General features: G+C 72.5%; 20 protein-coding genes. 15 read left to right on the top strand and 5 right to left on the bottom strand.

All coding sequences use genetic code 11. The features are described 5' to 3' along the window. Positions 1–64 precede the first annotated feature (64 nt). Genes iolD through H4W31_RS34880 form a run of 3 tightly spaced genes read right to left on the bottom strand, consistent with a single transcriptional unit; the run spans position 65 to position 3674 of the window. Positions 65–1948: a 3D-(3,5/4)-trihydroxycyclohexane-1,2-dione acylhydrolase (decyclizing) gene (iolD, locus tag H4W31_RS34870; RefSeq protein ID WP_192770496.1), complete on the bottom strand. Its 1884-nt coding sequence runs from the start codon at positions 1946–1948 to the stop codon at positions 65–67. Beyond that, positions 1945–2814 (bottom strand): 5-deoxy-glucuronate isomerase, encoded by an 870-nt coding sequence (gene iolB / locus H4W31_RS34875; RefSeq protein ID WP_192770497.1) that lies wholly within the window; start codon positions 2812–2814, stop codon positions 1945–1947. The genes iolD and iolB overlap by 4 nt, the downstream gene beginning before the upstream one ends. Then, positions 2811–3674, bottom strand: coding sequence for a Cgl0159 family (beta/alpha)8-fold protein (locus tag H4W31_RS34880; RefSeq protein ID WP_192770498.1), 864 nt, complete (start codon positions 3672–3674; stop codon positions 2811–2813). Before H4W31_RS34880 ends, iolB begins: the two co-directional genes overlap by 4 nt. 452 nt (positions 3675–4126) lie before the next feature. On the opposite strand from H4W31_RS34880, the gene H4W31_RS34885 reads away from it, so the two are divergent. The 11 genes from H4W31_RS34885 to H4W31_RS34935 all read left to right on the top strand — a co-directional run bounded on the left by H4W31_RS34885 (position 4127) and on the right by H4W31_RS34935 (position 15836). After that, positions 4127–5500 (top strand): hypothetical protein, encoded by a 1374-nt coding sequence (locus tag H4W31_RS34885; RefSeq protein WP_192770499.1) that lies wholly within the window; start codon positions 4127–4129, stop codon positions 5498–5500. A 100-nt stretch (positions 5501–5600) separates the two neighbouring features. Then, positions 5601–6878, top strand: a complete 1278-nt coding sequence (locus tag H4W31_RS34890) for an AAA family ATPase (RefSeq protein WP_225945838.1) — start codon at positions 5601–5603, stop codon at positions 6876–6878. After that, the gene (locus tag H4W31_RS34895; protein ID WP_192770501.1) at positions 6875–8134 is read left to right on the top strand and encodes a vWA domain-containing protein; all 1260 of its coding nucleotides are present in this window, start codon (positions 6875–6877) and stop codon (positions 8132–8134) included. Before H4W31_RS34890 ends, H4W31_RS34895 begins: the two co-directional genes overlap by 4 nt. 80 nt (positions 8135–8214) lie before the next feature. Then, positions 8215–9351: a phospholipase D-like domain-containing protein gene (locus tag H4W31_RS34900; protein ID WP_192770502.1), complete on the top strand. Its 1137-nt coding sequence runs from the start codon at positions 8215–8217 to the stop codon at positions 9349–9351. Positions 9352–9537: 186 nt separating this feature from the next. Further along, the gene (locus H4W31_RS34905; protein WP_192770503.1) at positions 9538–9966 is read left to right on the top strand and encodes an ATP-binding protein; all 429 of its coding nucleotides are present in this window, start codon (positions 9538–9540) and stop codon (positions 9964–9966) included. A gap of 190 nt (positions 9967–10156) precedes the next feature. Then, positions 10157–11041: an STAS domain-containing protein gene (locus H4W31_RS34910; protein ID WP_192770504.1), complete on the top strand. Its 885-nt coding sequence runs from the start codon at positions 10157–10159 to the stop codon at positions 11039–11041. After that, positions 11041–11490: an STAS domain-containing protein gene (locus tag H4W31_RS34915; protein WP_225945839.1), complete on the top strand. Its 450-nt coding sequence runs from the start codon at positions 11041–11043 to the stop codon at positions 11488–11490. Before H4W31_RS34910 ends, H4W31_RS34915 begins: the two co-directional genes overlap by 1 nt. Continuing rightward, complete coding sequence (locus H4W31_RS34920) at positions 11487–11912, top strand: anti-sigma regulatory factor (RefSeq protein ID WP_192770505.1); 426 nt, start codon at positions 11487–11489, stop codon at positions 11910–11912. The genes H4W31_RS34915 and H4W31_RS34920 overlap by 4 nt, the downstream gene beginning before the upstream one ends. Next, positions 11909–12922: a SpoIIE family protein phosphatase gene (locus tag H4W31_RS34925; protein WP_318783578.1), complete on the top strand. Its 1014-nt coding sequence runs from the start codon at positions 11909–11911 to the stop codon at positions 12920–12922. The genes H4W31_RS34920 and H4W31_RS34925 overlap by 4 nt, the downstream gene beginning before the upstream one ends. A gap of 35 nt (positions 12923–12957) precedes the next feature. Then, complete coding sequence (locus tag H4W31_RS34930) at positions 12958–14283, top strand: sensor histidine kinase (RefSeq protein WP_192772633.1); 1326 nt, start codon at positions 12958–12960, stop codon at positions 14281–14283. Then, positions 14280–15836, top strand: a complete 1557-nt coding sequence (locus H4W31_RS34935) for a fused response regulator/phosphatase (protein WP_192770507.1) — start codon at positions 14280–14282, stop codon at positions 15834–15836. Before H4W31_RS34930 ends, H4W31_RS34935 begins: the two co-directional genes overlap by 4 nt. Before the next feature lie 117 nt (positions 15837–15953). Here H4W31_RS34935 and H4W31_RS34940 read toward each other — a convergent pair whose 3' ends face one another. Next, entirely contained in the window at positions 15954–16892 is a 939-nt protein-coding gene (locus H4W31_RS34940) for a hypothetical protein (RefSeq protein WP_192770508.1), read from the bottom strand. A gap of 443 nt (positions 16893–17335) precedes the next feature. On the opposite strand from H4W31_RS34940, the gene H4W31_RS34945 reads away from it, so the two are divergent. From H4W31_RS34945 to H4W31_RS34960, 4 genes are all read left to right on the top strand, one after another. Next, entirely contained in the window at positions 17336–18181 is an 846-nt protein-coding gene (locus H4W31_RS34945) for a phosphatase PAP2 family protein (protein ID WP_192770509.1), read from the top strand. An 8-nt stretch (positions 18182–18189) separates the two neighbouring features. Then, the gene (locus tag H4W31_RS34950) at positions 18190–18882 is read left to right on the top strand and encodes a response regulator transcription factor (RefSeq protein WP_192770510.1); all 693 of its coding nucleotides are present in this window, start codon (positions 18190–18192) and stop codon (positions 18880–18882) included. A gap of 85 nt (positions 18883–18967) precedes the next feature. Next, positions 18968–20446 carry a HAMP domain-containing sensor histidine kinase gene (locus H4W31_RS34955; RefSeq protein ID WP_318783579.1) on the top strand — a complete coding sequence of 493 codons (1479 nt, stop codon included), beginning with the start codon at positions 18968–18970 and terminating at the stop codon, positions 20444–20446. Continuing rightward, complete coding sequence (locus tag H4W31_RS34960; RefSeq protein ID WP_192770511.1) at positions 20443–21036, top strand: GerMN domain-containing protein; 594 nt, start codon at positions 20443–20445, stop codon at positions 21034–21036. Before H4W31_RS34955 ends, H4W31_RS34960 begins: the two co-directional genes overlap by 4 nt. Before the next feature lie 94 nt (positions 21037–21130). Here the strand turns inward: H4W31_RS34960 and H4W31_RS34965 are convergent, their stop codons facing one another. Next, positions 21131–22273, bottom strand: a complete 1143-nt coding sequence (locus H4W31_RS34965) for an acyltransferase family protein (RefSeq protein WP_318783580.1) — start codon at positions 22271–22273, stop codon at positions 21131–21133. Positions 22274–22488: the final 215 nt, after the last annotated feature.

Raw genomic sequence — 22488 nt, forward strand, 5'->3', positions numbered from 1 at the left:
GCCGCCGCGCGGCTACCCGTCGAGGCGGCCCGTCAGGAGGGTTCCGGCCGGTGCCCGATGCCGCTCACCGTCCGGTTTCGCCGAGATAGGAACGCTGGCCGGCCTTGGCCGCCTCGTACCGCTCGCGGGCCGCGCGGGTGGCCGCCAACTCCGACACCTCCGCCACCGGAACGTCCCACCAGGACCCGCTGCCCGGGGCCGGCACCAGCGGGTCGGCGTCGACGTGCACAAGGGTGGGGCCGGCACTGGCCTTCGCCTCGCGCAGGGCGGCGCGCAGTTCGTCGACCCCGTTCGCGCGGAGCACCCGTACGCCCAGGCTGGCCGCGTTCGCCGCCAGGTCGACCGGGAGTACGTCGCCGTCGAGCCGACCGCTGGCCGGGTTCCGGTACCGGTACCAGGTGCCGAAGCGCGGCGCACCGACGCTCTCGGACAGCTCGCCGATCGAGGCGAACCCGTGGTTCTGCACCAGTACGACGATGAGCTTGACGCCCTCCTGCACGGCGGTCACCAGCTCCTGCGACATCATCAGGTACGAGCCGTCACCGACCAGTACGAAGACGTCCCGGTCCGGGCACGCCATCCTGACCCCCAGCCCTCCGGCGATCTCGTAGCCCATGCAGGAGTAGCCGTACTCGACGTGGTAGCCCTTCGGGTCCCGGGTGCGCCACAGCTTGTGCAGGTCGCCCGGCATCGAGCCGGCGGCGCAGACCACCACGTCGCGCGGCTCGGAGACCTCGTTGACCACCCCGATCACCTCGGACTGCGCCGGCAGTGGGCCGTGTCCCAGGTGGTAGGCGCGCTCCACCACCTCGTCCCACTCCCGGGCGAGGCGGTCTGCCTCCCGCCGGTACTCCGGGTCGACCGACCAGCCGGCGAGCGCACCGGCCAGCGCCCGTAGGGCCTCCCGGGCGTCCGCGACGACCCCGACGCCGGTGTGCTTGGCGGCGTCGAACGCGGTCACGTTGACGTTGACGAACCGCACCTCCGGGTCGGCGAACGCGGTATGCGAGGCGGTGGTGAAGTCGCCGTACCGGGTGCCGATCCCGATCACCACGTCGGCGTGCCGGGCGAACTGGTTCGCCGCCGTACTGCCGGTGCTGCCCAGCGCGCCGAGGCAGAGCGGGTGGTCGTACGGCAGCGACCCCTTGCCGGCCTGGGTCTCGGCAACCGGTACGCCGGTGGCCTCGACGAGGAGCCGCAACGCCTCGGTGGCCTCGGAGTACCCGACCCCGCCCCCGGCGACGATCAGCGGCCGGTGGGCGGAGCGGACCAGTTCCACCGCCCGGGCCAGCGCCGCCGGTTCGGGTACCGGCCGGGCCACGTGCCAGACCCGACGCGCGAACAGCCCGGACGGCCAGTCGTACGCCTCGGTCTGCACGTCCTGCGGCAGGGCGAGGGTCACCGCACCGGTTTCCGCCGGATCGGTGAGCACCCGCATCGCGGACAGCAGCGCGGACGGCAGCTGCTCGGGCCGCCAGACCCGGTCGAAGAACCGCGAGACCGGCCGGAACACGTCGTTGACGGAGACGTCGGCCGCGCCCGGATGTTCGAGTTGTTGCAGCACCGGCTCGGCCACCCGGGTGGCGAACACGTCGCCGGGCAGCAGCAGCACCGGCAGCCGGTTGATGGTGGCCAGCGCCGCGCCGGTCACCATGTTGGTGGCGCCGGGGCCGATCGACGACGTACAGGCGAAGGTGGTCAACCGGTTGCGCATCCGGGCGTACGCGGTCGCCGTGTGCACCATGGCCTGCTCGTTGCGGGACTGGTGGTACGGCAGTCCGCCCGGCGTACGCAGCTCGGCCTCCAGCAGCGCCTGCCCCATCCCCGCGACGTTGCCGTGGCCGAAGATGCCGAAGCAGCCGGCGAACAGCCTGTGCTCCACGCCGTCCCGCTCGCTGTGCTGGGCGGCGAGGAAGCGGACGACGGCCTGGGCGACGGTGAGTCTCATCCCTGCTCCCTCCGACCGTGCGGGCTGGCCGAGCTGGTCGAGCCCGCCGGGCTCGGCCCGAACGGCAGCCTCGGATCGACGGGCTGGTCCGCCCAGGTGCCGCGGATCCAGCCGTGCGCGGGGTCGTCGCAGACCAGCCAGGCGCGTTGGTCGGCCGGACCGGCCATCACGTTGAGGTAGTACAGGTCGTAGCCGGGCGCGGCCATCGACGGACCGTGCCAACCGCGCGGCACGAGCACCACGTCACCGCCGCGCACCTCGGCCAGTACGTCGATGTCGTCGGCGTAGAGCCGCTGGTATGCCATGCCACCCCGGGCCACCTCGAAGTAGTAGATCTCTTCGAGCACCGACTCGCCCGGACGGTCCTCGTCGTGCTTGTGCGGCGGGTACGACGACCAGTTGCCGGCCGGGGTCAGCACCTCACAGGCGATGAGCCGGTCGGCGGCCGGGAACGCGTCCGGGGTGCCGAAGTTGTTGACCTGACGGGAGCAGTTGCCGGCCCCGCGCAACTCGACCGGCACCCGCTCCCTCGGCACGTACGCCGGTGCCAGGCGGCGACGGGCCCGGGCCGTGGGGACGGCGAACCGGCCGCCGGCCGCGCTCGACACGGTGACGGTGGTGTCCCGGGGCGCGTACGCGAAGTCGGTGACGCCCGCGAAGACGCCGGGCCGGCCCGCCAACTCGGCGGTGAACCCGTCGCACCGCACGGTGCAGGCGCCGGAGAGCGGCACGACGAAGACCTCGTCCGCACCCGTGGCGAACCGGTGCGTGCCGCCGGCCGGCAAATCGAGGATCCGCAGCCCCGAGTACGCCCAACCGGCCGACTCCGGTCCGACGTCCTTGCACTGCGGGAGGTGGTACGTCACAACAGGCTCACCGCCATGTCCACCGCTGCCGCCACGTCGTCGTCGGCCGGGTAGAGCAGTGACCGGCCGGCGACGATGCCCTTGACCGTCGGCAGCCGCAACGCCTTCTGCCAGCCGTCGAACGCCGCGTCCCGGTCGGCCGGCACCTCGCCGCCGAGCAGGAGTGCGGGCAGCGTCGACGCGGCCATCACCCGATCCATCTCCGGCACGACCGGGACCTTCAGCCAGGTGTACGCCGACGTGCCGCCCAGCCCGGACGCGACCGCGACCGCCCGGGTCATCGCGTCGGGGGTCAGGTCGTTGCGGAGCCGCCCGTCGATCCGGTGCGACATGAACGGCTCCACCATCGCCATCACCCGGCGCGCGGCGAGCGCCTCGACCGCCTTGGCGCAGGATTCCATCGTGGAGACGGTGGCCGGATCGTGCGGATCGATGCGCAGCAGCATTTTGCCGCCGTCAAAACCCATCGCGGCGATCGCCTCGGCCGTGTACCCGGTGAACCGGTCGTCCAGCTCGAAAACCGTGTCGACGAGCCCGCCCCGGTTCATCGACCCGATCACCACCTTGCCCTCCAGCGCGCCGAGCAGCAGCAGGTCCTCGAGCACGTCGGCGGTGCCGAGCACGCCGTCGACGCCGGGCCGGGCGAGCGCCGTGCAGAGCCGCTCCAGCAGGTCGGCCCGGTCGGCCATGGCCAGCGGCCGGCTGCCGGCCCGCAGCGCACCGCGCGCGGGATGATCGGCCGCGACGAGCATCAGCCGCCCGCCGATGCTTCCCCGCCGACGGCGGGACGCCGCCTCCACGATCGCCTGCGGCCGGTGTGCACGGGTCTGGACTATCTCCGCGAGGTGGTCAGCGAACATCGGAACTCCCAGTGGTCTCCGCCGCGACCCCGGCCCACGGTCAGCACCTCGAACGTCATGCCAGCCCGAGCTTCGAGAAGGTGGCGACCGTCCTACGCGCCACCCTCACCGTCGGCCAAACGTTTGTCAAGACATGAGAATGTCTTCAGCTCGGCCGCCCATCGGATCAGCACACTGGGTGGCCGTCTCTACGCGGCGGCCCGACCCGGACGCCGGTGGTCGACCCGCGCGCCACCGCGTCCGGGCGGTTTCTGCGCCGCGTCGACGCTCCTGGCGGTGGCCGCCGCCCGGAGAATCCGGACGTTTCTCGACCCGGCGCTACCGCCAGTCCGCCGACGCAGTCGCGCCGCCGGGTACGTGCGTGGCGTAGCCGGTACGGAGAGCTGTATGCTGCCCGCGATGACTACCTCCCTCACCAGATCGGGGGTCCTGTCCACAAACGGTGAGTGCTGATGCACTCCTGGACTGTGAACGGGAATTCCCGGCTTTCCTTCTGGCCGCACGTGCGCGAGTTCGCCGTGCCGCCGTCCATGATCGAGTCTGCGACCGCCCGCCGTGCCGCCGGAGACTGGGCGGGGGCCTGCGCCGCCGCACGCGTCGACATCGATCTGAATCTACGATCCGTGGCCCGCACCCACGGCCAGGAGTTCGCCTCCGGCGTCCGGACCGATCTCCGCCATCTGGCACCTGACCTGCTGCGCTGGCACATGCCGAGGATCGCCCCGGACGGGCTGCTGCGCCCCGGCCTGACCATCTCCCTGGCCCGGTACCACCCGGCGGGACAGCTGGGCAGCAACGCGGTGCACCTCGTGGCGCGGACGCCACCGGCCTGGGCCGATGCCGGTCAGCGGATCAGCCTCACCCTCTGGGACGGGACTGGATCCAGGACCGCGCCCGGCCCGCATCCGCATCCCCGTCCCGACCGACGGTTCCGGTTCGACCTGCACCGCCACCTGTGGGACGTACGCAGGGCCGGTGAACTGTGGGTACGGTCCGGGGCGGACCGATCGCCCGCCGATGGCCGTACCGCTGCCGACCAGGATCCGTGGGAGGCCCGGGGCTGCGCCGTGGACCGCTGGGCGGCCGAGGCGGAGCTACTGCTCCGGGCGGACGGACGGGCGGGCGGACCCGTGGCCGTACGGCTCGGGTCCCGACAACGGCTGGTACTGGAGCTGGCGGCGGACCCGGACGCTGGTACGGCGCCCGGGCTACGGATCACCACGGCATCGGGCCGGGGCGGCGCCGAGCTGCCGGTGCTGCCCGACGCGGCGACCTGGGTGCTGCCCGACCTGGCGTTGCTCCGCGCCGGGCTGATCGAGGCCGACCGGCTGCACCCCCTCGTCGCGTCGGCACTCGTCCGGGGCCGTCCACCGGACATCCCACTGGGCATCCCGGAAGCCGGAGCCGGTCAGCGCTTCGTCGAATGCCGTGGCGTCCAGCACCGGATCGGCCTCGTGAACGGGACCCTGGTCCCGTTGGACCACGACCCGACCGAGATCCACCGCGAGGAGCTGCTGGCCGCGCTGACCGGCACCCCACTGCCGTGCCTACAGGCGATCGACGAGGCGCACCGCCGCCCGGAGTGCCTCGTCGACGTCCGCGCACGCCTGGACCACGGCGACACCGCCGGTGCCCTGGCCGCCGTCGAGGAACTCCTCGGACCCGAGGCGCTGCTGCGCAACGGCGCGCTGCGGGACGCCCTGGAGACGGCGGCGCAGCGACGGGTCACGCACGGGCTGTTCCGGGCCGGACTGGCCGGGAACGGGGCGGGGCCGGCCAGCCGGTCCGGCCCCCGCGCACGCCGTCGCCGCATGAACGCCCGCTGACCGACCCGGCACCTTTCTCTCCGCTGCCGCCTCCGGATCCGAGGGCGGCACCACGCGGTACGGCCCCGGCCGGCCCCGAGTCGAACCCCAGGTGATGAAGATGCTCACGTCCGTTTCGCCCGTGTCCCCGTCCACCACCGCAGCCGGGCTGTCCGCCGGCCCGGTCCAGCTTCCCCGGCTCGACGTCGCCGCCGACCTGCTCGCCCTCCTGCACGACACCGCCACCGAGCCGCGCCCCGACACGCAGTTGGAGGCGCTGACCCTCGCCGTCGCCGCCGATCTGCCGGTGCTGCTCTGGGGAGAGCCGGGGATCGGCAAGACTGCGGCCCTGACCCAACTCGCCGCGGCCCTCGACCTGCCGCTGACCACGGTGATCGCCAGCGTGCACGAGCCGTCCGACTTCTCCGGCCTGCCCGTGGTCGGCGACGACCCCGCCGTACAGGGCGTTCCGATGGCCCCGCCGGACTGGGCCGTACGCCTGGTGCGGGCCGGCCGAGGACTGCTCTTCCTGGACGAGCTGTCCACCGCACCGCCGGCCGTCCAGGCCGCCCTGCTCCGCCTCGTGCTCGAGCGGCGGGTCGGCGCCCTGCGCCTGCCGGCCGGAGTCCGGATCGTGGCCGCCGCCAATCCACGGTCCTCGGCGGCCGACGGATGGGAACTCAGCCCACCCCTGGCCAACCGCTTCGTCCACCTGCAGTGGACGTACGACCACGATGTCGTGGTACGTGGCCTCGGCGGGACCTGGCCCCGTGCATCGCTGCCGTGGCTCGACCCGGACCGGTTGACCGGGGCCGTGACCCTCGCCCGTCGTGCGGTCTGCGGGCTCCTCGCCGCCCGCCCCGGACTCGTCCACCAACTGCCGAGCAACGAGGCCCGACGGGGCGGCGCCTGGCCGTCCCCGCGCAGTTGGGAGATGACCCTGCGGCTGCTCGCCTTCGCCACCGCCGCCGGCACCTCGCGGGAGGTCCTGTCCATGCTGGTCAGGGGCACGGTCGGGGACGGCCCCGGACTGGAACTGCTGGCCAGCATGGACCGGATGGACCTGCCGGACCCCGAGGTGCTGCTCGCCGACCCGGCGGCAGCCGACCTGCCGGAGCGGGGTGACCTGCGGCAGGCCGTACTCGACGGGGTGGTGGAGGCGGTCCGCAATCGTCCGGAGAAGTTCCGTTGGGACGCGGCGTGGGCCGTACTGGTCCGGGCGCTGGAGACCGGGGCCCCGGACCTGGTGGTCGTACCCGCGTCCACGCTCGCCGCGCTGCGCCAGCCGGACTGGGACGTCCCGGCGTCGATCGAACTGCTCGCCGGGGCGGTGTCGCTGAGCCGGCGGGCGGACCGGGCCGCGGCGCGGATCGGAGCCGTCGCGGGGAGCGGCCGATGACGCCCGACGAGCCGGGGCGGTTGGACCTCGGGAAGGTCTTCGCCGCCCGACTGCACGCCGCCCGGGCCCGGCCCTACCTGGCCACCGCGCTGTTCGCACTGCATCCGGTGGAGTCGCGGCGGGTGCCGACGATGGCCGTGGACCGGCACTGGCGCTGCTACATCTCGCCGGCGTTCGTGGACCGGACCCCGGTGGAGGAACTGGCCGGGGTGTGGGTGCACGAGGTCTCCCACCTGCTGCGCGACCATCACGGGCGCGGCGACCGGGTCGCGCTGGAGCGCGGGCTGACCGGACCGGGGGAACGGCTGCGGATGAACATCGCCGCGGACTGCGAGATCAACGACGACGCGTTCGGGGACGGGCTGGTCCGGCCCGAGGGTGCCGTCGACCCCCGACTCCTCGGGCTGCCCGAGGGTGAACTGATGGAGGACTACCTGCGCCAGTTCCGGCTCGGGCCACACACGCAGTCCCTGGTCTGGCTGGACTGCGGCAGTGGCGCCGACGGCCTGGATCGGGAGTGGGACCTGGGGCCGGACGGTGCGCACGGGCTCAGCACGCAGGAACGCGACGCGGTGCGGTTCCGGGTCGCGCAGGGCATCAACGCCCACCCGGGGAACACTCCGAAGGGCTGGCAACGGTGGGCGGAGGAGGCGTTCCATCCGCCGCAGCCGTGGCGGGAGCTGCTGGGCGCGGCCGTCCGCTCGGCGACATCCAGCCCCGGTGCGGGCGAGGACTACACGTACGGCCGGCCGTCGCGGCGGTCCGTCGCACTGCCCGGCGTCATCCTGCCGAGCCTGCGGCGCAGGCCGCCCCGGGTCGCCGTGGTCATCGACACCTCCGGGTCGGTCAGCGACGCCGAACTCGGCAGCGCACTCCTCGAGGTGACCGCGATCGGCCGCGCCGTGGGCGGCCGGCGTGACCTGGTCACCGTGCTCCCGTGCGACGCGGCGGCCCGGGTCGTGCACCCGCTGTGCCGCGCCGAGGGGATCCCGCTGCTGGGCGGCGGCGGAACGGACCTGCGTACCGGCTTTGCCAGAGCACTCCGGTCCCGGCCCCAGCCGGACGTGATCGTGGCCCTGACCGACGGGCAGACGCCCTGGCCGGACGCGCGGCCACCGTGCCGGACGGTGGTGGGACTCTTCCCACGGCCGGGAAGGGCCCGGTCCTGGAACGAGAACAACCCCGACTACGTACCGGACTCGCCACCCGAATGGGCCCGGGTGGTCGTCATCGGGACCGCGTCCACCGCCCGGTGAAGGCGGCCCCCGGGGGGCGGCAGGGACTGGCATGATCGTCGATTGTCAGCTGTCGGTGTCACTCGTGCCCGGAGGCGGAAATGTTCCTACGTCGTACGGTCGGTTCGGTGGCGGCCGCCGCTCTGCTGCTCGCCGGACTGGTACTGCCGTCCGCTCCGGCAGCGGGCGCGGTGGCCAGCGGCGCGGTCTTCAACAACCCGACCGTGGCCGCCGAGCAGTACCGGATCGTCGACCATGTCCGCGGGCTGGTCCAGGGCGCCCCGGCCGGCTCGACCATCTCCATCGCGATGTACCACTGGACGTCCACCACGGTGGCCGACGACATCGTGGCGGCGCACAACCGTGGCGTGAACGTACGGCTCGTGCTGGACTACCTGTCCGAGCAGTACCCGGCCGTGGACACCATGCGGGCCGCGCTGGGCACCAACCGGGCCAACCGCTCCTGGCTGACCTTCTGCACCCAGGGCGCGGCGTGCATCGGCAACGCCGGCTCGCCGATCATGCACAACAAGTTCTACCTGTTCTCCAGCACCTCCGGCTCGGCGAACGTGGTGGTGCAGAGTTCGGCGAACCTGACGGTCAGCAACGCCACGGCGTACTGGAACAACGCGGTCACCCTGGTGGGGAACACCGGCCTCTACACCGCCTACCTCGACTACTTCGACGACCTGGCGGCGAAGGCCAAGAACAGCGACTACTACCGCACGGTCGGCAGCGGCAACGCGAAGGCGTACTTCTTCCCCCGCGCCGGGTCGGACAAGACCAGCGACACGATCTACAACATGCTCAACGAGAACGTGACCTGCGAGGGCAACACCACGGTCGGCACCGAGACCGGCCGGACGATGATCCGGATCGGGATGTGGTACTTCAGCCGCAACGGGATCGCCGAGGAACTCCGGGCACTGGCCGACCAGAAGTGCTGGATCGAGGTCGTCTACACGACGATGGACGCCGACGTGCTCAGCATCCTGAGCGGCCATCCCCGGATCGTGCTCTACCGGATCGGCGGCGACCACATCGTGCACTCCAAGTACATGTTGATCGAGGGCACCTACGCCGGTACCAGGAACAGCAAGTGGGTGATGACCGGCAGCCACAACTACACCACCGCCGCCCTGCGGGAGAACGACGAGGCACTGCTGCGGATCGAGTCCGCACCGATCCACGACCAGTACCGGTCGAACTTCTGGGCGTTGCGCGCGGCGGCCTCCTGAGCCGGGCCGGGCCCGGCTGACCCGTCGGTGGCGGGTGAGCCCGCCGACGAACAGGTCGGTCCGGGCGAACCGGTAGTGTGCGACCGGCTGTCGCCGGGCATCAGGGGTAGGCGGATCTCCATATCGCTCCCCGCACGCTGCCGGGACAGGTCCCGCCGGGCGCGACGCTGCAGAAGGGCAGGTCCCATGGATGCGGCACGCGACGGCGATCTCTCGCCACGCTCGGAGGCAACCGCTCCGCTGGCGGTCCGCTTCACGGCCACCGAGATCACCGGCCTGCGTCACGAGGTGGCGCGGCTCGCGGCCGCGCACGGGTTGCGGGACGACCGGCTCGACGACTTCGTCTTCGCCGTCTACGAGATACTCACCAACGCGGTACGCCACGGCGGCGGCAGCGGGTCGCTGCAACTGGACCATGTCGGCGCCGAACTGGTCTGTCAGGTCGACGACGACGGTCCGGGTTTCGCCGCCGGGCAGCTCTCCGCCCAGTCGCCGTTGCGGACCGGCGGGCGTGGCCTCCAGCTCGTCCGGGAACTCACCGACTCGTTGACCATCATCCCCAGGACACCGGGCACCTCCGTCGAGGTCCGGGTGTCCCTCGCCGCCGTGCTCTGAACGGGCGTACGGTCCCGCCCCGGACACCGTGACCTCCTCGTCCCGACGCTCGCCGGAAACGCGCCCGGCCCGGCCAACATCGGCAGGCCACCGGCTGTTGTCGATCTGCGTGACGGGGTGCCGCCGGTGATACAGTCCACCCCGGCCCGGGGGTGGCCAGAGGCTGACGACGAGGGCGATCGGGGGGACTATGGGCATCACGGCGAGAGAGAGCAGCCGTGTCGCTACGTTACTGGAAAGTAACGCCGAGGAGTTGGTCGGGCGGTGGGCGAGCGCCGCCGCGACATCACTGCGCGGGCGGCTGACGGAGGCGGAGCTCCGCCGTGAGGTGCAGGACCTGCATCAGGCCCTGGTCACCGCCTTCGGCCACGGTCCGTTCGACCTGACCGCGGAGAGTTCCGCCACACTGCGCGGCGCGTTGACCGACCTGTCCCGTACCCGGGCCCGGCAGGGCTTCACCGCCACCGAGACCGCAGTCAGCGTGTTCGCCCTGAAGGACGCGTTGGTCGACGTGCTGAACGTACGCGACAGTGACCGGGACGCGCTCGCGGACTACGTGGCCGCCTCGACGGTTGTCGATCAAGTCGGCCTCTACACCTTCGAGCAGTACACGAAGTCGCGCGAGGAGTTGATCGCCGACCAGGCGGAGCAGTTGCTGGAGTTGTCCACTCCGGTGGTGAAGCTCTGGGACGGCGTGGTCGCCATTCCGCTCGTCGGCACGCTGGACTCGGCGCGCGCGCAGGTCGTGATGGAGCGGCTGCTGCAGACGCTGGTCGACACCGGGTCGCCGTACGCGATCATCGACATCACCGGCGTGCCGGCGGTCGACACCCAGGTCGCCCAGCACATCCTCAAGACCGTGGTCGCCGCCCGGCTGATGGGCGCCGAATGCATCATTTCCGGCATCCGCCCACAGATCGCTCAGACGATCGTCGCGCTCGGCATCGAGTTCGGCGATATCGCCACCAAGTCGACACTCGCCGACGCGTTGCGCCACGCCCTGCGGATGATCGACCAGGCGCGGCGGGCCAGCGGCGGTGCGGCGGCGGCGACCGCCTCCCGTCGGGGGGTCTGATGATCCGGGTGCCGGTCCTCAAGATCGGTGACCTGCTGCTGGTGTCGATCCAGGTCGACATGGAGGACCAGACCGCCCTGGCGCTCCAGGAGGACCTCGCCGATCGGATCGTGGCGACGGGCTGCCACGGGGTGATCATCGACATCACCGCGATGGACATCGTCGACTCGTTCGTCGGAAGGATGCTCTCCTCGATCGCGGGGATCGCCCGGGTGCTCGACGCGGACACCGTCGTGGTCGGCATGCGCCCCGCGGTCGCGATCACCCTGGTCGAGCTCGGGCTGTCCCTCGACGGCATCCAGACCGCGCTGAACGTGGAACTGGGGATGGAGCTGCTGGCCCGTGCCCGGGCGGACGAGGTGGCGTACGCCGCCGACCCGTACCCGCCCGAGGTGTGGGCGCTCCCGGACGGGACCGACCGCGACCACCCGATCTCGACCGGGCCGTGACCCCCGGCCCCGACCTGGGTACGCCTCAGGTGGTGACGATCTCCTCGGACGCGGACGTGGTCCGGGTCCGCCAACTCGTCCGCAGCACCGCCGTCACGATCGCGCTGTCCCTGGTCGACCAGACGAAACTCGTCACCGCCGCCAGCGAACTCGCCCGTAACACCCTGGTCTATGGCGGCGGCGGGAACGCCGAGGTCGCCATCCTCGACGGCGGTCGCCGCAAGGGGATCCGGATCGTCTTCGCCGACCAGGGCCCCGGCATCGCCGACCTCGACCTGGCGTTGACCGACGGCTACACCTCCGGCGGCGGGCTCGGGCTGGGCCTCGGCGGCGCCCGGCGACTGGTCGACGAGTTCGAAGTGGACAGTGGCGCGGGCCGGGGCACCCGGGTAGTGATCACAAAGTGGGCCCGGTCCGGGTGACGGGCGACGACCTGCTGTCCGACGGCGGGGCATGGTTCCGGCTCGAAGAGGCGGGACGGGTCGGTGCCGCCCGGCGGGCCGCCGAGCTGCTCGCCGGCCGGATGGGCCTGGAGAGCCACCGGGTGGACGTGCTCGCGATCGTCGTCACGGAGATGGCCACCAATCTCGTCAAGCACGCCGACAACGGAATGCTCCTGATCCGTCCGGTACGGGCCGGGAACATCGCCGGTGTCGAGCTGCTCGCCGTCGATTCCGGCCCCGGCATGTACGACGTGGTGTCATCATCGCGGGATGGGCATTCGACGGCCGGCTCGCTGGGAATCGGGCTGGGCTCGATCAGCCGGCAGTCGAGCTGGTCCGACGTGTTCTCGCTGCCGGAGCGGGGCACGGTGACCGTCGCGCAGGTCTGGCCGGCCGGACAACCCGAGCCGACCTGGAGTTCCGGGGTCAGCCGTCCGATAGCCGGTGAACAGTCCTGCGGCGACGGCTTCACGACCCGGATCGTTGACGGCCGCCGACAGGTACTGGTCTGTGACGGACTCGGACATGGCCCGCTGGCGGCCGCCGCGGCAGCCGCCGCCATCCAGGCGTTCCACTCCGGCCCGGCCGCACCGCCGGCGGTCGTCCTGGAACACCTGCACCGGTCGATCTCCCACACCCGGGGTGTCGCCGCCGCGATCGCCGAACTGGCCCCGGACGCCGACCTGCTCCGTTACGCCGGACTGGGGAACATCGCCGGGTTCATCGTCGACGGCGACGAGCGGCGGGGACTGGTGTCGCTGCCGGGCATCGTCGGTCACCAGCGCCGGACGGTACGAGAGTTCGAGTACCCGTTCCCCGGCGACGCCGCCCTGGTGATGCACAGCGACGGGGTGACCGACCGGTGGCGGCTGACCGACTATCCCGGCCTGCAACGGCGGTCCCCGCAGGTCGTCGCCGCGACGCTGTTGCGCGATGCCGGGACGCGTCGCGACGACGCCTGCGTCCTCGTCGCCAGGGCCGGCCGGTGAGCGACCAGTTCGGCGTCGTCACACCGCTGCTCCGGATGGCGCTGCGTACCGAACCGGACGTGTTCCTGATGCGGCAACGTGGCCGGGAGGTCGCCGCGGCGGTCGGGCTCGAGCATCAGGACCAGGTACGGCTGGCCACCGCGCTCAGCGAGATCGGCCGGTACCTCCTCGGCGTCGTACCGACTCCGGCCCGCAGCGAGGTGCTGTTCTCGGTGGACGCCGCCAGGGCGGTCCTGGCGGTCGAGGTCACCACCGACCTGAGCGGTCGACAGGAGCGGCAGCTGTCCGAGGTGCTCGCGGTCGGCCGCCTCGTCGACACCTTCGACGTCGAGCGGAGGGATCCGGCGACGGTGATCCGGCTGACCCGCCGCATTCCTCCGGCGGCCGGACCGCTCACCCCGGCCCAGCTCGAGGTCGTACGCGGCAAGCTGGGCAGCTCGGTCGCCCGTACTCCGCTGGAGGAGATGGCGGAGCAGAACGAGCAGCTGCTCGCGGCCCTGGAGCAGGCCCGGGCCCAGCGCGACGAACTCGCCCGGCTCAACGACGAACTCGGCGAGACGAACCGCGGGGTACTGGCGCTCTACACGCAGCTCTCCGAGGAACTCGACGAGACCAACCGGGGCGTCGTCGCACTCCACGCCGAGCTGGACGACCGGTCCGTGCAGCTGTGGGCGGTGAGCGAGGCGAAGACCCGGTTCCTCGCCAACGCCAGCCACGAACTACGGGCGCCGGTGACCGCGATAATCGGGCTGGCGCGGCTGCTGGTCGACCCGTCCTCCGATCCGCTCACCGACGAGCAGCGACAACAGCTGGAGCTGATCCGTGGTTCCGCCCGGGACCTGCTCGCACTGGTCAACGACCTCCTCGACCTCGCCAAGGCCGAGTCCGGCACCATCGAGCCGGCCTGGTCGGACATCGAGCTACGGGTCGTCTTCGGTCAGCTGCGGGCCACCGTGGCTCCGCTGGCCACCCGCCCCGAGGTGGAACTCGTCGTCGACGACCCCGAGCCACCGGCGGTCATCCGCTCCGACGAGATTCTGCTGACCCAGATCCTGCGCAACCTGCTGCACAACGGGCTCAAGTTCACCTCGCAGGGCCAGGTCCGGATGACCGCCGAAAGCGACGGCAGCACCTGGACGCTGCGGGTCAGCGACACCGGCATCGGCATCCCCACCGAACTCCAGGAACGGATCTTCGAGGAGTTCTACCAGGTACCGGGGAAGTCCTCGGGCGGCACCGGCCTCGGGTTGCCCTACGCCCGCCGGCTCGTCACCATCCTCGGCGGCACCCTGCACGTCGAGAGCCGTTTCGGCGAGGGGAGCGCCTTCGTCGTCCAACTGCCCGTGCGATCCGAGACATGACCGGCGCCGACCGGGCAGTGTCGGCGGCCACGATCCTCGTGGTCGACGACAGCGCCGCCAAGCGGTACCTGCTGGTCAGCTGGCTGAGCCGGGCCGGTTTCACCGTGATCCAGGCCGACAGCGGCACGGCGGCACTCGAACTGATGGAACACGAGGACGTCGACCTGATCGTGCTCGACGTACGCCTCGGCGACATGAGCGGCTTCGAAGTCAGCGAGCGGATCAAGTCGGATCCGCGGCACGCCTCCTGCCCGGTCATCCACGTCTCGGCGCACGCCGTCGACGTCGCCGAACGGATCCAGGGTCTTCTCCGGGGCGCCGACGCCTACCTCGTCGAGCCCATCGAACCGGACGAACTGATCGCCACCACCCGTGCCGCGCTGCGGTACTACGACGCCCGGCGCCGCGCGGAACTACTCGCCAGGCGCCTCGCCGGGCTCGCCGACACCACCCGCGCGGTCAACTCCGCCGCCACGCTGGTCGAGCTGATCACCGCCGCGGTGACCGGGGCGGTGCAGATCTTCGACAGCGGGGCGGTCGTCGTCGCCCAGGACGCCGACGGCGAGCGGTGGCAGGCCACGGTCGAGGCACCCGGCGTACCGGTGACGGTCCGTCGGTGGCCCGCCGACGCGCTCGCCGTCCCGGTCGGCATCGTCGTGCACACCGAGCCACCCGCCGGATGGCCCCTGGGCATCCTCGCGGAAGAGCAGGTCACCGTCGCCAGCGCCCGGCTCCGCGCCGACCGTCCCGCGATCCACCTCGCGGTACCCTCCGCGACGCTGGCGGCGGAGTCCGTCGTGTTCAACCAACTCGTCCAGGCGGTGGCGGCCGCGGTCGAGGCGAGGCGCTCCTTCGACGACGAACACCGGATCGCGGTGACGTTGCAGCGCAGCCTCCTCCCCCGCCGCCTGCCCCGGATCGCCGGCCTCGACCTGGCCGTCCGCTACGAACCGGCGAGCAGGCAGACCGAGGTCGGTGGCGACTTCTACGAACTCGCCATGATCGACGGCAGGCTCCTCGCCGCGATCGGCGACGTCGCCGGCCACTCACTCCACGCCGCGACGGTGATGGCCGAGCTCCGGCACGCGATTCGGGCGTACGCCGTCGAGGGGCATCCACCGGGAGCCATCCTCGAACGGGTCGACAAGCTCCTTCGTACGCTGCTGCCCGGCGAGTTCGCCACGGTCTGCCTGCTGACCCTCGAACCGGCCACCGGGCGGGTCCGACTGGCCAGCGCCGGCCACCTCCCGGCGCTGCTCGTCACCGACGGCTCGACCGCGTTCGTCGAGCACCACGCACCGCTGCTCGGGGTCCACGCCACCCGCCCGGCCGACCACCATTTCGTCCTTCCCCCCGGCGCGACGCTGGTGCTGTACACGGACGGCCTCATCGAACGCCGCGATGTCGACATCGACCGGCGGATGGACGCCCTTGCCGCCAGCGCGGCGACGGTCGACGACGACATCGACCGGTACTGCGGTCGGCTGCTGGCCGAACTCGCCCCGGCGAAGATCGACGACGACATCGCCGTGCTCACCCTGCGCCGACGCTGACGCCGCGAGCGCGGCGCTCGAGTCCGCTGGGATCCCGGACGGCGTCGCGGATCGCGGCGGGCAGGGCCGTCCGGCCCGCGCTCCGCCAGTTGTCCGCAGCGGCAGCCGGGTGGCCGCTCAGAGCTTGGGGATGATCGCGGCGATGGCGGTGGCGAGGAACGGACCGATGATCACCAGGCCGGACTGCAGTTCGCTGAGCGAGGTGCGGTTGACGCCGAGGATCTCCTCCATCTTGATCCGATCCTCGGCGGCGGCGATCAGATCCGCCTTGGCCACGTCGGCGATGTCCGAGAACTCGTCCACGTACACCTGGCACCGACGGCGCAGCAGGGTGGCCGCGGGTATGTGCATCAGCGCGATCAGGATCGACCCGGCCGCGCCGATGACGAACGCCGTCGACTGTGGAATCTTCTCCGAGCTGCCCCAGCCGACGGCGGCGGCGCCGACCAGCACCATCATCAGCAGCAACGAACCCATCATCTGCAACACCCGGGCCAGTATCCGGCGCAGCCGCATCAACGAGGCCAGCTGCTCGCCGGGAGTGCCGGTCAGCCCGCGCATCGCGACCACCCGCAGGCCCGCGAGGGTCGCCCCGGCCGGCAACGCGCCGAGCACGACGATCGACACGAACGCCAGGGACCGCCAGGTGAGTCCACTGCCGAGGATGGCGTGCGCGGTGACGACCGCGCCGACCACCAACGCCAGGAAGGCCACCACCGACGGGAGGATCCGTCGTACCGGCACCCGCTGGATCTGTTGCAGGTCATGCCAGCGGGCCACACCGGAGCCGATCGTCGATCCGCTCAGCGCGCCGAGCACCCCGGCGACGGCCGCCCACAGTATCCATTTCCCGTGGAACTGCGGCAGGTGACGGTCCGGGTTGGTGAAGGCCACCCAGAGCGCCACCGCCGCGCCCGCCAGCATCATCAGCGTACGCACCACACGCGGCCAGCCCGCGAGACCCAGTGGGCGCGGCGTGGTGACCCGTAGCGGGGCGGCCACCTCCTCGGCAGCGGTGGGCGCCGACGCGGTCGGGGAGGCTTCCAGGGCGGTCATGGCAAGCGACTCTAAAGGATGCCCGAAGACGGGGTACGCCCGCTGACGAGCCCGGCCGACGGGCCTTCCACCCCGGCCCGGTGACCTGGGATCCGGCACCGAGGCGTACGGGTCATGGGCGGTTGTGACAGAACCATGACATGACACGAACGGGTTCCGCATCCGGGCGGCCCATCCTTGCCTGGTGCCTCCGATATCCCCGTACCCGCCCGCGACGGCGCTCCGCCCATCGGGCCGGTACGCCCGTGCGGCACCGGGCGGCCGACTGCTCCGCGCCGCGCTCGGCTACCTGCTCACTTTCACGCTGACCGTCGCGGCGTTCGTCTGGACCACGGCGGGGCAGCGCCTCGACGGCGCCCTGCTGCCCCGGGCCGAACGCGGCGGTGGGTACGAGCAACCGACTCCCCTGGTCGAGCCGGCGAAGACCGTGCTGGCCTGGTTCGGTGACCCGGCCCGTACTGGGACTGCTGCTCCTCGCGGTGCTGCTGTCGGGCGTACTTCTCCGCCGGCCGTGGGCAGGGGTGGCCGGCGTCGCCCTGGTCGTCGCGGCGGCGGTCGGCGCGGGCGTCGCCAAGCTGGTGATCCTCCGGCCGGATCTCGCGGTGGCCACCTCGACGACGCACAACAGCTTCCCCAGCGGCCATGTCGCGGTGGCGATGGCGCTGCTGCTCGCGGTCCTGCTCGTGCTCCCGGCGCCGGCCCGGTGGTGGTTCGCCGTCCCGGGCGCGCTGGGGGTCTCGGTCGTCGCCGCGGCCACGATGATCGCCGGTTGGCACCGGTTCAGCGACGTCTGCGGCGGGCTGCTGCTGGCGGCGGTGCTGTTCTGCCTGGCTGCCGCCCCGCTGGCCCGGCGCCGCCGCAGCAGCGGTACCGACCGGGCCGGCGTTCCGGTCGGACCCGTCTGCCTGCTGGCCGCCGGATCGCTGCTCGGCCTGCTGGCCGCCGGATCGCTGCTCGGGCAGTTCGGCGCCGGGTCGCTGCTCGGGCAGTTGGGCGGCGGGTCGCTGCTCGGGTTGCCACTCGCCGGCCCGGACACGGCGTCGGCCGGCACCGGCGGGCTGTTCGTCGCGATCGGGGCCGGAAGTGGGCTCGTCGTCCTGGTCGTCGTCACCATCCTGGTTCTGGTGCGTTCGACGGACTTCGTCGGCCCGGTCCCGGGCCGCCGGGTGGACCCCGTCGACCCGGTTCCGGGCGCCGGCCGGGCGCCGAAACCGGACGGCGGTGCGGCGGATGGCCGATCGAGACCCCAGGAGATGATCCACTGGGCAACTTCGGATGGAATGCGATAGTTGGTGGCATGTCACGAGTGCTGCTGATCGAGGACCACCAGACGGTGCGCGACGGCCTCCAGTTGGCGCTGACCCGCCAGGGTCACACCGTGCAGGCCGTGGCAACCGGCGAGCAGGGGCTGGCGCGGCTGAGCGGGGACACCGCCGACGTCGTCGTCCTCGATCTCATGCTGCCGGGAATGGACGGGTTCGAGGTGTGCCGCCGGATCCGGACCGCCGGCGACCTGCCGATCATCATGCTCACCGCCCGCAGCGACGACATAGACGTGGTGGCCGGCCTGGAGGCCGGTGCCGACGACTACGTGGTCAAGCCGGTCCAGGCCCGGGTGCTGGAGGCGCGGATCCGCGCGGTACTGCGGCGGACCGGCGGCGAGCCCCGGCCGTCCGGTACGGATCCGGCGGTGGAACGGCACGGCGACCTGACCATCGACCGAGCGGCGCTGGTGGTCAGCAGGTCCGGGACGCCGATCAGCCTCGCCCCGACCGAACTGCGCCTGCTGCTCGAACTCTCCGGTACCCCGGGCCGGGTGCTGAGCCGTCAGCAACTGCTGGAGGCGGTCTGGGAACACGGCTACCTCGGCGACTCGCGGCTGGTCGACGCCTGCGTGCAGCGGCTGCGGGCGAAGATCGAGACCGACACGGCGGCGCCGGTCTACGTGCAGACCGTCCGCGGCTTCGGCTACCGGTTCGGTCCGCTGTGAACCGTGACCGGTGGCGTGGCCGGACCCTGCGACAGCTTCGCCGATCCCGGTGCGACCGGGCCCGGTGGCGTGGACGGGAGCGCGGGTGAACCGACTGTGGTGGCCGCCTGGCCTGCGGGTACGGCTCCTGCTCGCCTTCGCGTCGCTCGGTCTGACCACCACGGCGGTGGTCGCCGGTGCCAGCTACGTCCAGGCTCGCGACGTCATCCTGCAACAGGCCCAGGACGCGGCCGTCGTCACGCTGACGGAGCAGATCGCTCAGCTCACCCCGGTCCGGAGCCTGCCACCGAGCCAGGCCGACCTCGACGCCATCGCCGCGGACCTGTCCGACCGCGACGACAGCGCGATCGCCGTCTACCAGGGCCGGAGTTCGTCGTACGACCGGATCTCGGAGGTACTTCCGCCGGAGTTGCGGGCAGAGGTGAGCGGTGGCCGGGTCGTCTGGCAGCGGCAGTCCGAGCAGGGCCACCCGTACCTGGTGATCGGGACCCAACTGATGCTCGCCGGACCGGAGGGCGCGTCGCGACCGTCCGGTCTGGAGGTGTACCGCCTGCACGCCCTGGTGGCCGAGCAGCACAGCATCGACCGGCTCGCCACGCTGGCATGGCTGACCGGTGGGCTGTCGCTGGCCTTCGCCGTACTGCTCGCACTGCTCGCCGCCCGGGGCGTACTGCGGCCGGTCCGGGAACTGGGCGAGGCGGCCCGCCGGCTCGGCGACGGGGACCTGACCACCCGACTGACGGTACACGGCTCCGACGAACTCGCCGGCGTGGCCCGAACCTTCAACTACACCGCCGAACGGCTGGAACGGCAGGTCGGCGAGCTGCGCCGGATGGAGTCGGACGCCCGGCGCTTCGTGGCCGACGTCTCGCACGAGCTGCGTACGCCGCTGGCCGCGATGACCGCGGTGACCGACGTACTGGACGAGGAGGCGCCCCGGCTGCCCGGGGACGCCGGACGGGCCGCGCGGCTGGTCAGCCAGGAGACGCAGAACCTGACCCGGCTCGTGACCGACCTCATCGAGGTGAGCCGGTTCGACTCCGGCGCGGCGGCACTCAACCTCGACGACATCGACGTGGCCGAGGCGGTACGGGCGACCCTGCACGCCCGCGGCTGGACCGACCAGGTGGTGACCGACCTGCCGCCGGGCACACTGGCCCGGCTCGACCCCCGCCGGTTGGACGTGATCCTGGCCAACCTGGTCGGCAATGCGCTGCGGCACGGCGCCCGGCCGGTGTCGGTACGGCTGCGCGCCGAGCCGGACTGGATCGTCCTGTCGGTCGGCGACCACGGTCCGGGCCTGGACCCACGGGTACTGCCGTACGTCTTCGACCGCTTCTACAAGGCGGACAGCGCCCGGAGCCGGTCCGAGGGCAGTGGACTCGGCCTCGCCATCGCCTGGGAGAACGCCCGGCTGCACGGCAGCGGCGCGAACCGGGGCAGCCTGGTGGCGGGCAACGACCCGGCCGGTGGCGCGCTGTTCACGCTCCGCCTGCCGCGCCGCTGCACGGATCCGTCGCCGCCCATCGGCCCCCGGCCGCCGGCTGCCGGGGGACGTCCGTGAACGGCATCCGGCGGCGCGGGTGGTTCGTCGTCGTCGCGCTGCTGATGGCCCTTGTCGCCGGATGTGGCGTACGGCCCACCGGCGTCATCACCGGCGGCGCCGCCCCGGTGGGACCGGCCCGGGGAGTTCCGCTCTTCTTCGTGGCGGACCAGCACCTCGCGCTGGTACTGCGCCCGACGACGCCGGTGGACTCGGTCGACGATGTGCTCGCGTTGCTGCTGGCCGGCCCGGACCCGACGGAGCGGGAGTTGGGCTACGGCACCGAGATCCCGGCGGACGCCGGCCGGCCCACGACCACCACCTCCGACCCGTCCGGTACGACGGTGAAGCTCTCCGGCGACGTGCTGGCGCTGTCGCCGACGGCGGTGGACCAGATCGTCTGCACCGTGCGGGACGCCATGCCGACGGGCGGGCCGGCCAGGGTGACCCTCGCCGGGCCGGACGGGAGCCGGGAGCCACTGACCTGCTCGCTTCCGGAGTGCCCGGTCCCGACCGACGGTTCGGACGGGGACCGCTTCGGCCAGCCCTGGTGTCCGGCGCAGAACACCGAGCACGCCTCGCCCCGGACCACCACTGGAAGCGGGGGCTGACCCTTCGCGGCGGCCGCGCCGACCGTAGCCACACTGGCCCCGCCGACCGTAGTCAAGTGGCCGCGACGGCCGGCCGGGCGGCCTCGGCCTGCGCTCACCCGCGCCAGCCCTGCGGTACGGCCGCCGGAACCCGCCGCCAGCGTCCGGGCCGTCGGCGCCGGCCGACCCGGCCCGGCGCCGGCAACTCGAACAGCCAGCCAGCCCGCAGGGCCAGCAGTCCCTGGTGCAGCGCCAGGGACAGGCCCAGCAGGGCAGCCGTGAGCAGGACCGGATAGCCCAGGGTCAACCCGAGCTGACCGGCCCGTCCCAGACCGGAGAGCGGGCCCAGCAGCATCCGGTCGGCCAGCGCCAGCAGCGGTAGGTGCAGGACGTACACCGGGAGGGTCCGCCGGCCGAGGGCGGCCAGCGCATCGCCGGTCCGGCGGCACCGCGCCACCCGGGCAGCGGCGGTCAGGCCGAACGCCACCGCCGCGACCGAGACCAGCAACCACACCCCGGGCCAGCCCTGCGCGCCGGCCCCGGCCATCCCGACCAGCGCCGCCGCGTACCCCAGGGCGGTAAGCAGCAGGCGGCGCCGGGTCGCGGTCTCCACCCACCGCAGCAGGTACGGCCGCAGGTACAGGCCGCCGAGAAAGAACACCAGGTTCTGGTAGACCCCGCCCCGGTTGCCCGGGATGGCGAGCAGACCGGCCGCGGCGGCGGCGGAGAGGATGGCCGCGGCGGCGAGCAGCATCGGTCGGGGGATCCGGCGGGCCGCCTTGGCGACCGCGAAGTAGAGCGCGAGGGCGTAGAGGTACCAGAGGTTGGACGGGGTGACCGTGAGTTCGGCCAGCAGGCCGGGCGCCGAGGTGGCCCGGTCGGTCGGGAAGCCGGGCGCGGCGGCGAGCAGCACGGTGTGGATCAGCAGCCAGCCGGCGTACAGGTAGAGGAACCGGGCGATCCGGGACCGGACGACCGACCGCCACGGCCGGTCGACGGCGTTCGCGGCGAACAGCCCGGAGATGGCGAAGAACAGCGGCATGCGCAGCGGCAGCAACTGCTCGCCCAGCGCTCCCCACACTCCCGGCAGTGGTACGCCGAGATGCCACTCGATCCGCAGGTAGTGCTTCACGATGACGTGCCAGAGCACCACGAGGACGATGCAGGCACCCTTGGCGACGTCGGCCCAGCGGGCCCGGGGCGACGGCGTCGGGGGGACGCCGCCCGGCGCGGCGGGCAGGAACGGCGGGGAACTCACCCGAGCGAAGGTGCCACCGGCATGTCCGGAGGCGGTGCGCGAACTGTCACGACCAGGTAATAGCGGCGCCGTCCGGTGGTGCCCGTCGTCCCGGTCGGAAGTTCCGGTACGGCGGGGGGGTCGACACCCGGACGTGTCCCGACGGATACGACATCACCGGCTCGGCCCGTCCCGCCCCGCCGCGTCCGACTCCTCCGCGCAGATTCGGTCAGCTG

Origin of the sequence: Plantactinospora soyae (genome assembly GCF_014874095.1) — a bacterium.
Lineage (GTDB): Bacteria > Actinomycetota > Actinomycetes > Mycobacteriales > Micromonosporaceae > Plantactinospora > Plantactinospora soyae.

Excerpts from the sequence above, each read along its gene's own strand:
- iolD (WP_192770496.1), bottom strand. The coding sequence starts at position 1,948 with ATGAGACTCACCGTCGCCCAGGCCGTCGTCCGCTTCCTCGCCGCCCAG.
- H4W31_RS34880 (WP_192770498.1), bottom strand. The coding sequence starts at position 3,674 with ATGTTCGCTGACCACCTCGCGGAGATAGTCCAGACCCGTGCACACCGG.
- H4W31_RS34885 (WP_192770499.1), top strand. The coding sequence starts at position 4,127 with ATGCACTCCTGGACTGTGAACGGGAATTCCCGGCTTTCCTTCTGGCCG.
- H4W31_RS34890 (WP_225945838.1), top strand. The coding sequence starts at position 5,601 with ATGCTCACGTCCGTTTCGCCCGTGTCCCCGTCCACCACCGCAGCCGGG.
- H4W31_RS34895 (WP_192770501.1), top strand. The coding sequence starts at position 6,875 with ATGACGCCCGACGAGCCGGGGCGGTTGGACCTCGGGAAGGTCTTCGCC.
- H4W31_RS34900 (WP_192770502.1), top strand. The coding sequence starts at position 8,215 with ATGTTCCTACGTCGTACGGTCGGTTCGGTGGCGGCCGCCGCTCTGCTG.
- H4W31_RS34905 (WP_192770503.1), top strand. The coding sequence starts at position 9,538 with ATGGATGCGGCACGCGACGGCGATCTCTCGCCACGCTCGGAGGCAACC.
- H4W31_RS34910 (WP_192770504.1), top strand. The coding sequence starts at position 10,157 with ATGGGCATCACGGCGAGAGAGAGCAGCCGTGTCGCTACGTTACTGGAA.
- H4W31_RS34915 (WP_225945839.1), top strand. The coding sequence starts at position 11,041 with ATGATCCGGGTGCCGGTCCTCAAGATCGGTGACCTGCTGCTGGTGTCG.
- H4W31_RS34930 (WP_192772633.1), top strand. The coding sequence starts at position 12,958 with ATGGCGCTGCGTACCGAACCGGACGTGTTCCTGATGCGGCAACGTGGC.
- H4W31_RS34935 (WP_192770507.1), top strand. The coding sequence starts at position 14,280 with ATGACCGGCGCCGACCGGGCAGTGTCGGCGGCCACGATCCTCGTGGTC.
- H4W31_RS34940 (WP_192770508.1), bottom strand. The coding sequence starts at position 16,892 with ATGACCGCCCTGGAAGCCTCCCCGACCGCGTCGGCGCCCACCGCTGCC.
- H4W31_RS34950 (WP_192770510.1), top strand. The coding sequence starts at position 18,190 with ATGTCACGAGTGCTGCTGATCGAGGACCACCAGACGGTGCGCGACGGC.